The organism is Methanosarcina sp. UBA5, assembly GCF_002505485.1.
Taxonomy (GTDB): Archaea; Halobacteriota; Methanosarcinia; order Methanosarcinales; family Methanosarcinaceae; genus Methanosarcina.
Window position 1 is genome coordinate 1 of sequence record NZ_DAVG01000105.1, and the last position, 12,409, is coordinate 12,409.

At 40.1% G+C, this 12,409-nt stretch carries 14 protein-coding genes; 7 read left to right on the top strand and 7 right to left on the bottom strand.

The window, feature by feature from the left end:
• From BP621_RS12305 to BP621_RS12320, 4 genes are all read right to left on the bottom strand, one after another.
• Positions 1 to 82 (bottom strand): helix-turn-helix domain-containing protein (locus tag BP621_RS12305; RefSeq protein ID WP_292390401.1); only part of this gene is annotated, 82 nt, incomplete at its 3' end.
• A gap of 743 nt (positions 83 to 825) precedes the next feature.
• Positions 826 to 1,947 (bottom strand): RNA-guided endonuclease InsQ/TnpB family protein, encoded by a 1,122-nt coding sequence (locus tag BP621_RS12310; protein ID WP_292390380.1) that lies wholly within the window; start codon positions 1,945 to 1,947, stop codon positions 826 to 828.
• Between the two features lie 447 nt (positions 1,948 to 2,394).
• Positions 2,395 to 3,060 (bottom strand): orotidine-5'-phosphate decarboxylase, encoded by a 666-nt coding sequence (pyrF, locus tag BP621_RS12315; RefSeq protein WP_292390381.1) that lies wholly within the window; start codon positions 3,058 to 3,060, stop codon positions 2,395 to 2,397.
• A gap of 4 nt (positions 3,061 to 3,064) precedes the next feature.
• Positions 3,065 to 4,018 carry a deoxyhypusine synthase gene (locus BP621_RS12320; RefSeq protein WP_292390383.1) on the bottom strand — a complete coding sequence of 318 codons (954 nt, stop codon included), beginning with the start codon at positions 4,016 to 4,018 and terminating at the stop codon, positions 3,065 to 3,067.
• Between the two features lie 327 nt (positions 4,019 to 4,345).
• Here BP621_RS12320 and BP621_RS12325 point away from each other — a divergent pair, with 327 nt between their 5' ends.
• Together BP621_RS12325 and BP621_RS12330 are read left to right on the top strand one after the other, a co-directional pair.
• Positions 4,346 to 5,020, top strand: coding sequence for an ABC transporter ATP-binding protein (locus BP621_RS12325; protein WP_292390384.1), 675 nt, complete (start codon positions 4,346 to 4,348; stop codon positions 5,018 to 5,020).
• Between the two features lie 60 nt (positions 5,021 to 5,080).
• On the top strand, positions 5,081 to 5,875 hold the full coding sequence (locus tag BP621_RS12330) for an ABC transporter permease (RefSeq protein ID WP_292390387.1): 795 nt from the start codon (positions 5,081 to 5,083) through the stop codon (positions 5,873 to 5,875).
• Between the two features lie 59 nt (positions 5,876 to 5,934).
• Here the strand turns inward: BP621_RS12330 and BP621_RS12335 are convergent, their stop codons facing one another.
• A complete protein-coding gene (locus BP621_RS12335) occupies positions 5,935 to 6,327 on the bottom strand; it encodes a thioredoxin family protein (RefSeq protein ID WP_292390389.1) in 393 nt (130 codons plus the stop codon).
• A 420-nt stretch (positions 6,328 to 6,747) separates the two neighbouring features.
• On the bottom strand, positions 6,748 to 7,182 hold the full coding sequence (locus BP621_RS12340) for a hypothetical protein (protein WP_292390390.1): 435 nt from the start codon (positions 7,180 to 7,182) through the stop codon (positions 6,748 to 6,750).
• Positions 7,183 to 7,852: 670 nt separating this feature from the next.
• Here BP621_RS12340 and BP621_RS12345 point away from each other — a divergent pair.
• Together BP621_RS12345 and BP621_RS12350 are read left to right on the top strand one after the other, a co-directional pair.
• Positions 7,853 to 8,602: an RNA ligase partner protein gene (locus BP621_RS12345; RefSeq protein WP_292390391.1), complete on the top strand. Its 750-nt coding sequence runs from the start codon at positions 7,853 to 7,855 to the stop codon at positions 8,600 to 8,602.
• A gap of 370 nt (positions 8,603 to 8,972) precedes the next feature.
• Positions 8,973 to 10,205 (top strand): methionine adenosyltransferase, encoded by a 1,233-nt coding sequence (locus tag BP621_RS12350; RefSeq protein WP_292390392.1) that lies wholly within the window; start codon positions 8,973 to 8,975, stop codon positions 10,203 to 10,205.
• A 21-nt stretch (positions 10,206 to 10,226) separates the two neighbouring features.
• Here the strand turns inward: BP621_RS12350 and BP621_RS12355 are convergent, their stop codons facing one another.
• Positions 10,227 to 11,096 (bottom strand): geranylgeranylglycerol-phosphate geranylgeranyltransferase, encoded by an 870-nt coding sequence (locus BP621_RS12355; RefSeq protein ID WP_292390395.1) that lies wholly within the window; start codon positions 11,094 to 11,096, stop codon positions 10,227 to 10,229.
• Here BP621_RS12355 and BP621_RS12360 point away from each other — a divergent pair.
• From BP621_RS12360 to BP621_RS12370, 3 genes are all read left to right on the top strand, one after another.
• Complete coding sequence (locus BP621_RS12360) at positions 11,041 to 11,394, top strand: hypothetical protein (protein ID WP_292390403.1); 354 nt, start codon at positions 11,041 to 11,043, stop codon at positions 11,392 to 11,394. The genes BP621_RS12355 and BP621_RS12360 overlap by 56 nt on opposite strands.
• Complete coding sequence (locus BP621_RS12365; protein ID WP_292390397.1) at positions 11,387 to 11,569, top strand: hypothetical protein; 183 nt, start codon at positions 11,387 to 11,389, stop codon at positions 11,567 to 11,569. Before BP621_RS12360 ends, BP621_RS12365 begins: the two co-directional genes overlap by 8 nt.
• Positions 11,570 to 11,967: 398 nt before the next feature.
• Positions 11,968 to 12,409: hypothetical protein (locus tag BP621_RS12370; RefSeq protein ID WP_292390399.1), on the top strand; the 442-nt coding region annotated here is incomplete at its 3' end.

Here is a 12,409-nt window from a genome sequence, read left to right on the forward strand (position 1 = left end):
ATCTACACGCGCCAAAATGAACGTTTATAAATTCTTCTTGGTCTTTATCTGGGTAGATTCGGTACTTATAGGCTTTTAACATATTACATAATATATGTTTTAAAGAGAGATATAGATTTCGTTAAAAGTAGTTAATTAAGTTTGTAAGTTGTATTAACTGGTGTGCGAGGCTGCGCTTTCATCCCATACCTGTTCGATCCAGTAAACTGGATCTACCGAGGAAGGGGACTTCCCGCTGTGCCTCCGCACTCCCAGAGTTAAAAACGCTTCCTTTAAACATTTCCTCACCTGAATAGTTAGATGAAAGAAAAGAGAAAGTAGAGAACGGAGAAAAAAGAGAAATAAACAAAGGAAAGGAGATGAGAAGGAAAAAGAAAGAAAAAAGGGCTGAAGGGGAAATAAAGGGATGATAAAAGGGAAAAATGTTCTCAAAACATACTTACTGATGCCAATTTGATTCTTAAAATCAAATCCTTAAGCGACGTAATACTAGAAGGAAGCCTCCCCCTGAATTCTTCGCCTGACGGTTCAGTTTTGAGGGGGAGCTAGTCCACATGGAGATTAACAGGTTGGCTTGGAAAGGCAAACAATATAAAAGAGCCTTTCCAGACCTTGCATGTTGGATATAGGGATGAGCGAGTCCCCATAAATAATTGTGGACTTTCAGTATATAATTGCACATGTTTTGATTTTTTACTCTACTTTGGATATTTGGGCTCTGTATTTTTCTGTGGATACTTGAGCAAATGACAATAGGTAGATGAAGAGAGCCAAAAAAGCAATATCTTTGAGGAATTTTTAAATATTTTTCCGTGACTACTCCCCTCACTGAAGTGAGGGGCATCTTCCGATTTTACGGTCAGATTGTAATCCCAATCTGAGTATATTAATAGAAGCATTATAATCGCGGTCTATTGATAATCCACAGTAGGGGCAATTATGCACTCTTACTGAGGTATCTTTTTCAACAATATTTCCGCATTTTGAACATAGTTGAGATGTATTGTATGGATTAACAAGAACCACTTTTCTACCAGCATTTTCAGCTTTGTATGAAGTATAAGTTACAAGTTTGTTCCACGCCGCATCCATTATACCCTTTGCATATAATGGGTCTTTAACCATGTTCTTAATATTGAGATCTTCAAAACAGATAATGCCATAATTATTAACAAGAGTTTTACTGAGTTTTTGAGCAAAATCTTCTCTCTTGTTAGCAATTCTTTCATGTACTCTACGTAATACCTTTAATGTTTTCTTTCGTGCAGGAGTTCCTTTTTCAGTTTTGGAATGTTTTCTTTGAACCTTTGCCAGATTCTTTTCTTCCTTTACATAGAATCTAGGATTCGCAACAAAAGTTCCATCTGATAATGCCGCAAAAGAAAGTATTCCTACATCAATACCTATTGACTTATCAGAATGTTCAAGAGGTTGATAGGAATCAACATCAGTAAGAATGGACACAAACCATTTTTGTGTAGAAGTTCTTCTGATAGTTAAGCGTTTGATATTACCTTCAAGTTCTCTATGCTTTTTGATTTTTATATCCCCTATTTTGGAGAGAGTTAATATATTACCATTCAAGGAAAAACCTGATTGAAGGTAAGTAATACTATTATACCAACCTTTACCTTTAAATCTAGGATATCCCGGTTTCTCTCCTGCCTTTACTCTACGGAAAAAGGCTTGAAAGGCAAGATCAACACGCATAGTTACATCTTGAAGAGTATGAGAATGAACAGTTTTCAGTTCTGTTTTATCTTTTTTCCAGATAGGAATCATTTTCTTAGAATCAAAGTAACTGATTCTTTTTTGTTCAGTCTCCCATACATTTTTGCGAAGTGCCAGAGTTTCGTTATAAACCCATCTACAGAGTTCCAAAGTTTCATTTAACTTTGTCACTTGTGATTTTGTTGGATAGATTCTATAACGATTTACTTTAGGCATATTAAGTCTATATGTATTTTTACCTAATTAAAGGTTACTGATACTGAAATTTATATTAATACTGTTGTTTTGTTAAAGTTGACGGGCTGTATCCCACCTTTGAAAAGGCGGGGATTAGCCCTTCACTTCTCCTAAAACTCTTATTAATGACTCAATTTTTGAGGGGGGGTCCTCCCAAATTTTGAGAGAAATTAATCCACTTTATTCATCCTATAGTATTCATCTTTAATGAGTGGATTTAGGGAAAGGGATAGTGATTATTTTTTGAATATATAATGCGTAGGACATTCAATTTTCGTGCCTCAGAACTCATAGGGCTCATCATGAAATCAGCGAAATTTTTCATCACAGGCACTAAATTGATGCAGATAATAAATGCGGTTAGTATAAGAAGTATCTTTCAGAAAAAAGAAAAGGATTTAACAAGAAAGTCTTAAAAAACGATTTTTAGTTTTCTCCTTTAAGTTCAGCCTCAATCTCAGCAGCAATTGCGCGGGCAGATTCTTTTGGAGATTCTGCTTTATATATACCCCTTCCTACGATTACCCAGTCTGCACCTGCAGCAATAACATCAGACGCTTTTCCTCCCTGGGCGCCGACTCCGGGCGAGATAATGGTAAGTTTGTCTCCAATAATTTCTCGAATCTTTTTTACTCTTTCCGGTCTGGTCGCCGGGGCAACAAGGCCGAAAGCTCCTGCTGAAGTCGCCATCCTTGCAATCGCTTCTCCTACGGGCTGGAGGAATTCTGCTCCTCCCGGGTGGCTCATTTCACTTACTACGAACACATCTTTCCTGTATTCGGAAGCAACCTCAATACAAGCATCAAGGCTGTCCCGGCCTGTGAAGCCCTGGACAATGACTGCATCAGCTCCTGCTTCAAAAACCTGCTCGCAGATAAGACGGTTAGTATTGGGAATATCGGCAACCTTGAAATCTGCTATTATAGGAGCAAATTCGGCAAGCTCCCTGATAATTCCAAGCCCGGTAGCAAGCACAAGAGGATAACCTACCTTTATAGCATCCACAAATTCTGATACGTCTTCTGCAATTTTAAGCGCTTCTTCCCTGTCGGAAACATCCAGGGCAAGAATCATACAGTTTTTCCTTTCCATAAAATCATCTCTTTGAAAGGCGAGTGCGGACAGCCGCGACCATTAGCGGGAGAGTAATCGTTGAATCTGCATATACGGTTACGGATTTTGCGCTTTCTCCGACCTTTCCCCAGGACTGGGCTTCGTCAAGCGTTGCTCCACTCAGACCTCCGGTCTCAGGATGATCCATTGTTAACTGGATCGCATAGTCAAAGGATTTGGGAGTCACAAGCATGGACTGCAGGATATAGTTTTTGGGAACCCCTCCGCCAAGCAGCAGGGCGCCTGCACTTTCAGCCGCATAGCAGATTTCCATAAACTCATGCATATCCCCAAAGGCATCTACATGCAGAGGATTTCCTTCCTTATATAGCCAGGCCTGAAGCCCTATCACCGAGTCCTGAATGGCAGGGCAATACACAGGTACTCCCATCTCTGCTGCGGTTTTCAGGATAGAGGAATCATCATTAAGGTTTTTCCCAATCTCGGTAAGCACCTGCCGGATCGAGATTTTTTCCTGCGGAAGCCCGGCATAGACGCTCTGTAAAAACTCCTCAAGGTCTGTAAAGTGCTGGTCAGGAAGATAAACATCGTAAATCCTGTCAATGCATTCATTCCGTAACTGGATATCGTTTGCACAGTCCGTACCCTTATAGTGGTGAAGGCCCAGGGCTTCAACAGTATCGTGTACCATATTGGCTCCGGTTGTCACAAGAACATCGATATAGCCGTCGCGAATCAAATCTGCAACAATATTTCTCATGCCTGCAGGAGTCATTGCCCCTGCAAGCCCGAAAAACTTTGTAGTTTTTTCGGAAGCCAGCATCTCATAATAGATATCTACGGCTTCAGCCAGCCTGCCTGCTCCAAAGGCACAGCCTTTGTATTCCATAACAAGCTCGTCAACACTCATGTTGGGATTGATCTTTGCAGCTTTGATTGGAGTTGAAAGTTTTTTGTTTGGAGTATTACAATCCATTCGGTTTCCCTCATGAAAAGGTATGATAGGACCATATCTTTGGAAATTATCAATTTTAGATTATTTTGATCCGATATTGGATTACCTGAAACACATAGTATATGATAAACCTTCTCTTTACAAATGTCTGCCGAAAAGTGCATATGCAGTAATCGAGAACATTGAACTGGAATACAATCTTACCTGAAAAATCGTTAAGCGTTTGATTTTAGATAAATAAGAGAAGTATCAGGCTAAAACACAAACAGGTAACATTGACACTCTACAAGATTAAGATGTTAACAAGCAGGTAATATTAATACCCTACAAGATTAAGATGTTAAAAATATGTCTGTTGAATCGTTAAATAACGAACTGATAAAATACGAAAATGTAGGAATTTCGTTTGAGAACAGAAAGGTACTTTCAGGTTTCAACTTGACCGTAAAGAAAAATCAAAGAATTCTCCTGAGGGGAAAATCCGGAATAGGAAAAACCACTCTTTTAAAAATGCTGCTTGGCTTTACAAAGCCTTCGGAAGGCACCATCTATTTCCGGAACCAGGTAATTGATTCCAGAACCTGCTGGGAGGCTCGAAAGGAAATTGCTTATGTAGTACAGGATACTGACCTAGGGGAAGGAAAGGTCAAAAACCTGTTAAACGAAATCTTTTCTTACAGGGCAAATAAAGAAGAACTTGACCACGAAAAACTGCGGTCTTTTATGCGGGAGCTGGAGCTGGAAAACAATATTCTTGAGGAGAATTTTCAAGAGCTATCTGGGGGAGAAAAGCAGCGAATAGGAATCCTCATTGCCCTTCTTCTGAACAGGGACATATACCTGCTTGACGAAGTCACTTCCGCTCTTGATGCGAAGTTAAAAAAGAAGGTTGCAGATTATTTCCTTGCCCGAGAAGATTGGACCCTTCTGGTTATCTCCCATGACAGAGAATGGGAACGCGACTGGATGGAGACGATATATCTTGAAACCCGATCATGGGAAACTTCCAGAACTAGTCCTTGACAAAATAATATAAAATAAGAAATAGAATAACACAAAAACAAAATCCAAGAAGACTGAAAAATGCCGATTTATGATATAAGCTACACCTCGTTAATTTTCTGTTTCTTCTTACTTGCAATTCCAATTTTCATAAGCCGGAAAATTCGGCTTGAACTTGAAAAAAGCACTATGGAAGCTGTCTTCAGGATGTCAATCCAGCTCTTTTTTGCAGGCCTTTTTCTGAACTATATTTTTAACCTGAATAATGGGTTTTTGAACCTAGCCTGGGTAGGAATGATGATCTTCTTTGCATCTTATACAGCAATTAAAAGTGCCGATCTAAATGTAAAAAAACTCTTTGTGCCTATTATTTTAGCCATTGCCTTTTCAAACCTGGCTGTTCTTATATATGTCAATAAATTCGTGATCAACCTGGAAAATCTTCTTGACGCACGCTACCTGATTCCTATAGCAGGTATGTTGCTTGGAAACACGCTTCGAGGAAATGTAGTAGGGATAGGTGACTTTTATAACAATATCAAGCGAAACGAAAATCGTTACCTTTATAGCTTATCTCTTGGGGCAGGCATGTACGAGGCTGCTCTTCCGTATTTGCGAAAAAGCCTTAAAGCTGCAGTAAAGCCAACCCTGGCAAACATTGCATCCATCGGTATTGTCTCTTTACCCGGGATGATGACAGGGCAAATTCTTGGAGGAGCAAGTCCTCTTGTCGCAATTAAGTATCAGATCACCATTATGATAGCAATTTATGTCTCAACCATCCTCAGTGCAACCCTTAGTATTCTCGCAAGCTTCAGGACAGCCTTTGATGAGTACGGACTTGTGAATCAAGATTTATACGAGAAAAATCTCTGAAAAAATTATGGCTGAATAATGAAAAAGATTGAAAATATCAATACTTCAATTGGGTTGATTCAAGCATATCCAGTGATATCCTGACCAATTGGAGTGCTTTTTCTTATGCACTCTTCTCCGTAATTGATCATATCTTCAACTGCAGTTTTCAGTATGGAAGGATAAATTTGTCCTACCTGTTCCCATACAGGCCTCCCGTGACAGAAAAACTTAAATGTGGGCGTACCCTGAACTCCATATCTTTCAGCAGTCCAGGGACTTGTTTCAATGTTCATGCGGGCAAAAACAGCTGAATTCTTGAATTCCTTTCCATAGTTCCTAAAATAAGGTTCCATAGCTTTGCAGTATGGACAGGTAGGGCTGTAGAACATTACAATAACCGGCTTTCTAGAGCTTTCTACCACTTCTCCCCATGTCATATCTTCGATTTCGATAATATCGCTTCCGTTCAATCAATTACCCCCAGAGTTATGACAAGTTAACAGAATAATTAATAGAATTTCAGGCCTGTTGAAATCAGTCATTCAGTGCATTAGGTTTCGTATATCAGATTGCGATTATTAGGTCAATATTATCTATTTTTATAAGATTAATATTTATGCTTTGTAAAATTAAAATTCACACATCTGTAGATAAGCTCCTTAAATAATTTCTAAAGACTCCTTTTTTTAGCCACGAAGTTCTAAACAAGAAGTTCTAAACAAATAGAGAATACAGACAATAGAAACAAAGAAGAAATAGAAAAAGCTGGTGACAGAACTGAAGAATCAGTTCTGTATTATCTTGGCGAGATTTTCCAGGAATGAAACCTGATCTTTGCCCAAGGATTAAAAATTCTAGAAAAGAATGAAGTTAATAGAAGGTTTTTCCATTTAAACCTTTTTTTCTTCACCCTCTGGGTTCATGATCTCACTAAAACATGTGCTGCAGACGTGTTTGTCATCAAGACGTGTTTCTTTGAAGTCAACTTTGGGGCCGCCCGGTTTTGTGGTTGCCTCCCTGAACACATAAAACTTTTCGTTAAATTCGATTGGCTGACCGCATCTCGAACATACGAAAGGTGGATTCTCAACCGAATCAATTGCACACTCAATGCATATCAGATCGGACTTATCCCCGTGAACCTCTTTGAACTTTATTGGTTTCATATCCAGGCTGGTGTCCACAACCAGTACATCTTCCAGCAGTTCCCGACCACAAATATTACAATACTCCTTCATTGTGTCGCCTCCTATGTTCAGAGGATTTCTAACCAAACCCTGTGCTGAGCCTACACAAGGCTTCAATATTTCTGTATTTGCACTCAAATCATATTCCCCAGTTTCAGCTTATTACCCATACTCATACCGAATCGGGCTGTTTTGAGGTGTCCAATCCGGCTCAGTCTTTCACACCATTGAGCTGTGTTTTACCTGCAGGCATTGGCCTGCCAGCAATCAACTCTGAGAAGATCGGCCCAGAGCTGGAAAAGCAAATAACACTGACAACAGAATAATATTTTTTTTAACGCTGTCTCAGAAATACTTTTTACACTTGAATCGAAACAACATTAGAAGACACTTTGCAAAACTCGTTTTAAACCGCTTTCTAGTCTCTGGTTTTAACTTCCCTATAGAAATATATGCCTTAAAACTATATACAGTTATTGATTTTGATCAAAAAGTAAGTAGACTCAAGAATAAAAGGAGGGCTATTAATACATACGAAAAATAAAAAGGTAGTATATACTCAGAATGAAAGTAACTGATGACCAAAATAAAAGTTACAAAGTAACAGAATTGAAGTTCGTAAGTAAGCAGAATATAAAAGTTGGTAAGTAAACAGAACGAAAAAAATAAAAATTAGTAAGTACGCCGAATGATAACTACTAACCAAATAAAACAAAACAGAAGGTAATAAAGAGAATAAAACAAAGAATTTTATTCATCTTTGATCAATACATAAGACGAAAGAAGATTACTCAAAAGGGTTCAGAAAATGCTTAAGCAGAGATTTGTGCTGGATACTACAGCATTAACGGACCTGCAGACGCGTGAGGTTATGGGCTATGCTTCCCTTTGTGAGGGAATGAAAGCGATTCTTGACCTGATAGCCGATGCTCGTCTGCATTTCGGGATAAGTTGCTACGTGCCATATCCGTCAGTATATAAAGAGATGTACGAATTTGCAAGCCGCAACGGCTGTGACAGGGAAGTTGTGGCTAAAATAGATACCTGGCTTGTGAAAAAATCTCCTGACCGGTATAGAGTTAGCGTAACTTCTCAGATCTTTCATGAATACGTTGCTTATATGCGGGAGAGAATTAACCGGGGAATGGGAGTAGCGGAGGATGCGATATGGGAGGCAGCTACTGAATGCCTCTTTATGGAAAATCCGCAAAACAAGAAAAAAGAATACAAGGAAGAGGTTGAGAGAGAAGTAATCGGGGAGATTATTGGTAAATTCCGGAACAAATATCGAGCTGCCCTGAGATATGGGATTCTTGATAGCGCTCCTGATATTGATGTTCTCATCCTTGCCAAGGAGCTTGATGCTGCAGTAATTGCAAGCGATTACGGGATTGAAAAGTGGGCCGAACAGCTTGGAGTCCGCTTTGTGCCTGCAAATGTTTTTCCCATGATGATACAGGAGTATCTGAAGCATCTTCCGGAAAATGAAAATGAGCCCGAGTCGGGAAACAGAGACAAAAGCAAAGAAGGACCATCGGAAGAAATAGAATTCATTTAATGACTTCGATTTTCAAGCCTCAATAATAATCGAATCGAAGCCACAATAATAAAAATCTGAGTGCTTAATAGATTAGAGGGTTGAAATCAGTCAGATCAAAGGCTTGAAATTTAGTCCGATAAGGGCTTGAGATTTAATAAGGGGAATTACTTCAGGCTGTGCTATAGCTGTGAGTCTAAGTGAGGAGTAGTAGACATCGATTATTATCAAGTCTTAAGGGAATTATTTCTTTAAGGAAAGCGTACTTTCAAAGAAACCGTGCCTTTTAAAGAAAATGCGCTTTTACGGAGACTATGCTTTAAGGGGGAACTGTACTTAAAGAAACTGCCTTTAAGGGAGATGTGCCTTTTAAAGATTGGGGGGTAAGAATTTGAGAAATATAGTTATAGAAGAATTAAAAGCACCTGAAGTTTACAACCAGAGGGTTGAGGTTGTAGAAAGAAAAGGGCTGGGGCATCCGGACTATATCTGTGATGCCGTAATGGAGCAAATTTCAGTAAGCCTGAGTCAGAAGTATCTTGAAACTTTTGGGACTATCCTGCACTATAATATAGACAAAGGCATGCTCGTTGCAGGGGAAGTGGAAGGAAGATTGGGAGGAGGCAGAGTTGTAAGCCCTATGAAGCTTATCATCGGGGACAGGGCTACTTTTGAAGCACAGGGGATAGAAATCGACGTTCCTGAGCTTGCGATCAATACGGCTCAGCAATGGCTCAAGGAGAACCTTCGCTTTGTGGACCCTGAAAATATCATTTATCAGATTGAGCTAAAAAGAGGTTCTGCAGAGCTTACGGATATCTTTAGCAGAGGAGAAAAAATTCTTGGGGCAAACGACACCTCTGCAGCAGTTGGATATGCCCCTCTCAGCCCCACTGAGAAGCTTGTTTTTGAATGCGAGCGATACCTGAACTCAAGAAAGTTCAAAAAGGAATATCCTGAATCCGGAGAAGACGTAAAAGTTATGGGGCTCAGGCACAGGGAGGATATGCATCTGACTGTTGCAATGCCGCTTGTTGACAGGTTTGTTGAATCGGAAGAAGCATACTTTAAGATGAAAATCGAGCTGCACAACCAGATTGAGGAATTTACTGCCGGGTTTGCAGAAAAAGCAAGAGCTGAATTCGAGTCCTGTATGTGTCTGAAACCTACTGTTTCCCTGAATACTCTGGACATTCCGGGCAGGGGGCTGCAGGGGATTTATACCACGGTAACTGGTACTTCTGCCGAAGATGCAGATGGCGGGCAGGTAGGGCGTGGAAATCGGGTAAACGGAATAATTCCGCTAAACCGTCCTGTTAGCAGTGAAGCTGCCGCAGGTAAAAATCCTGTAAGCCACACAGGAAAGATTTACAACCTTCTTTCCCACAGGATTGCAGCGCGAATCTACAACGAGGTGCCTGACATTTCCGAAGTTTATGTCTGGCTTTTGAGTGAGATCGGAACTCCAATTGACCAGCCTCAGATTGCAACTGCCCAGCTTATTATGAAGAAAGGATCTACGAGCGAGGTAGAAAGAGAAGTGGCTGAGGTAATGGAGAAAGAGCTTGAGAATATACAGGCTTTTTCCATGGAACTTGTTGCAGGAAAATGTCCTGTATGCTGAGAAGAATTTATCCGGGAAAATTTATACCCCGGCAATAAAAGCAATGAGAGCAAAGAACATTGCGATCTTGAACATTTTTGAAGATTTCGTAGGATTGTTGCGAGCAAGAAGCTGGTAAATCGCTGCAAGAAATCCTATATCTGCCAGAAGGACAAGATAGAGATAATGCAGGCCAAGTAATGATAGAAAGTAAGGAAGAGGGCTAAAAAATACTGCCAGAAACCCTATAAGCACTGCAAGGTAGCTTGCTTTTTTCGCTCCGACCCGAAGAGGCAGGGTATCTGCTCCCTCCATTTTATCGCCTTCCATGTCCTCAATATCCTTTACAATTTCCCTGGCAGTAATCGCAAGTGCTGCAAGCAGGAATAGTACAAAAAGAGCTTTGAGTCCTTCGAATCCAAATACCGAAGCTCCGAATAAGAAGCTTGAGCCAGTCAGATAGCCTATGCTCAGGTTTCCTAAAAGAGGGGTGCCTTTGAGGGTTTTTGCGTAGAAGACTAACAGCAGGGAATTAAATAAGGCAATAAACCCGCAAATTGGGTTGATTGAGAAAGCCAGAAGTGTCCCGAGGGCAAATAGGATATATGAGAAATAAAGGGCTTCTTTTAGCTTTATCCTACCTGATGGGATAGGTCTCTCAGGGCGATTGATTGTGTCTATCCTGACATCAAAATAGTCATTAATGGTATTTCCTGCGCCTGCAACCAAAAATACGACCAGAAATACGAGGCCTGAAAAAAAGAAAGGAAATTTTTCAGGGCTATAAGAACTCGGGGAATTAGAGGTCAGGATATTAAAAGATATCAGTGTTCCGATTACGGCTGCAAAACCCGCCATGAGGCAGTTTTCGTATCTCATAATCTCCATATATGTACGTGCGCCTGCAGACATCACAACAAAGCAGTATTATAAAGTATTAAAGGTATCGGATTTTTCTTGCCCGAGTTTCGTCACCCGAGTCCCTTCTCGTGAGGACGGAGCCCTTTTTGCTGCCCGAGTTCCGTTTCGTGAGGACGGAGCCCTTTTCGCTTCGTTCAAGAGGGCTGAATTATGGATTAAAGAAACTGATTTTCAACTCGCTCAATGGCTGATTTCCCCAAATTTAGTTTTTGGTCGTCCAGCGGTCGTGATCATAACCCCTTTAAAAAAACTGCTTGACCGAAAACCTTTTCAGAAAAGGCTTGACTGAAAATGGTTCAACATTAAGTTTGAAAGCCTTGTTCACAAACCCTATTCGGCGTGATCACAACCCTTTTACAAAAAGGCTTGACCGAAAATGTTGCAATGAAAAACTTACCCCAAACAACGGCGTGATCAACCGGCGCAACGGTTGCGGGTCAACGGTTGCAGGTCAAGATGGCTGACCTGATCGATCCCTTCGCGGTAGGAAAATTCAAATTGTATATACTATATCCCATAATTTTAGGAGTATATTCCTTAAAGGATAATATTAAGTAAAACAACGTTTTATTTCTTGCCGTTCTTCCCTTTGATATCTATTAAGTATTAGCCAGCTTCAAAGAGACAGGCAGATATAATCAATGTGATTCCTGACCTTTAAATCAGGTTTTGTTTCTGCCATTATTAGACTCAAAACATTGGCTTGAAACAAAGAATATGTCTTAGACTAACAACTTATTGGGAAAAATCTACTAAAGTAAATCCCTGATATTGTTTCTATATATTACATGGTTACTTGTCAATAACTTACTTGCGTACCAGGCATTTCTGTTTACGGACATGTGGGCGGAGGCAAATGAAAATGAAAGCCGGTTTTTTTAATTCCTTAACTTATATACTATTGATAACGCTAATAATCCTTGGAATGGCTCCCGGCATGGTATATGCTCTAGGAGGCAACGAAAGCTCAGTCTCGGATAGTGGAAGTTCAGATACAGGAGATTCAGTTTCAGATAGCGGAAGTTCGAATACAGGAAATTCAGTTTCAGATAGCGGAAGTTCGAATACAGGAAATTCAGTTTCAGATAGTGGAAGTTCGAATACAGGAAATTCAGTTTCAGATAGTGGAAGTTCAGACACGAGTACTGGAGACTCAGCCACGGGCAAAACGAACTCAGATTCTGGATCAAATGACGGTAGTTTAGACTCTGGATCAAATGACAGTAGTTTAGATTCTGGATCAAATGACGGTAGTTTAGATTCTGGATCAAATGATAGTAGTTCAGATTCTAAATCTAACGATG

Bases quoted from the DNA above. Each gene is read 5' to 3' on its own strand.
- BP621_RS12310 (WP_292390380.1), bottom strand. From the start codon at position 1,947: ATGCCTAAAGTAAATCGTTATAGAATCTATCCAACAAAATCACAAGTG.
- pyrF (WP_292390381.1), bottom strand. From the start codon at position 3,060: ATGGAAAGGAAAAACTGTATGATTCTTGCCCTGGATGTTTCCGACAGG.
- BP621_RS12320 (WP_292390383.1), bottom strand. From the start codon at position 4,018: ATGGATTGTAATACTCCAAACAAAAAACTTTCAACTCCAATCAAAGCT.
- BP621_RS12325 (WP_292390384.1), top strand. From the start codon at position 4,346: ATGTCTGTTGAATCGTTAAATAACGAACTGATAAAATACGAAAATGTA.
- BP621_RS12330 (WP_292390387.1), top strand. From the start codon at position 5,081: ATGCCGATTTATGATATAAGCTACACCTCGTTAATTTTCTGTTTCTTC.
- BP621_RS12345 (WP_292390391.1), top strand. From the start codon at position 7,853: ATGCTTAAGCAGAGATTTGTGCTGGATACTACAGCATTAACGGACCTG.
- BP621_RS12360 (WP_292390403.1), top strand. From the start codon at position 11,041: ATGAGGCAGTTTTCGTATCTCATAATCTCCATATATGTACGTGCGCCT.
- BP621_RS12355 (WP_292390395.1), bottom strand. From the start codon at position 11,096: ATGTCTGCAGGCGCACGTACATATATGGAGATTATGAGATACGAAAAC.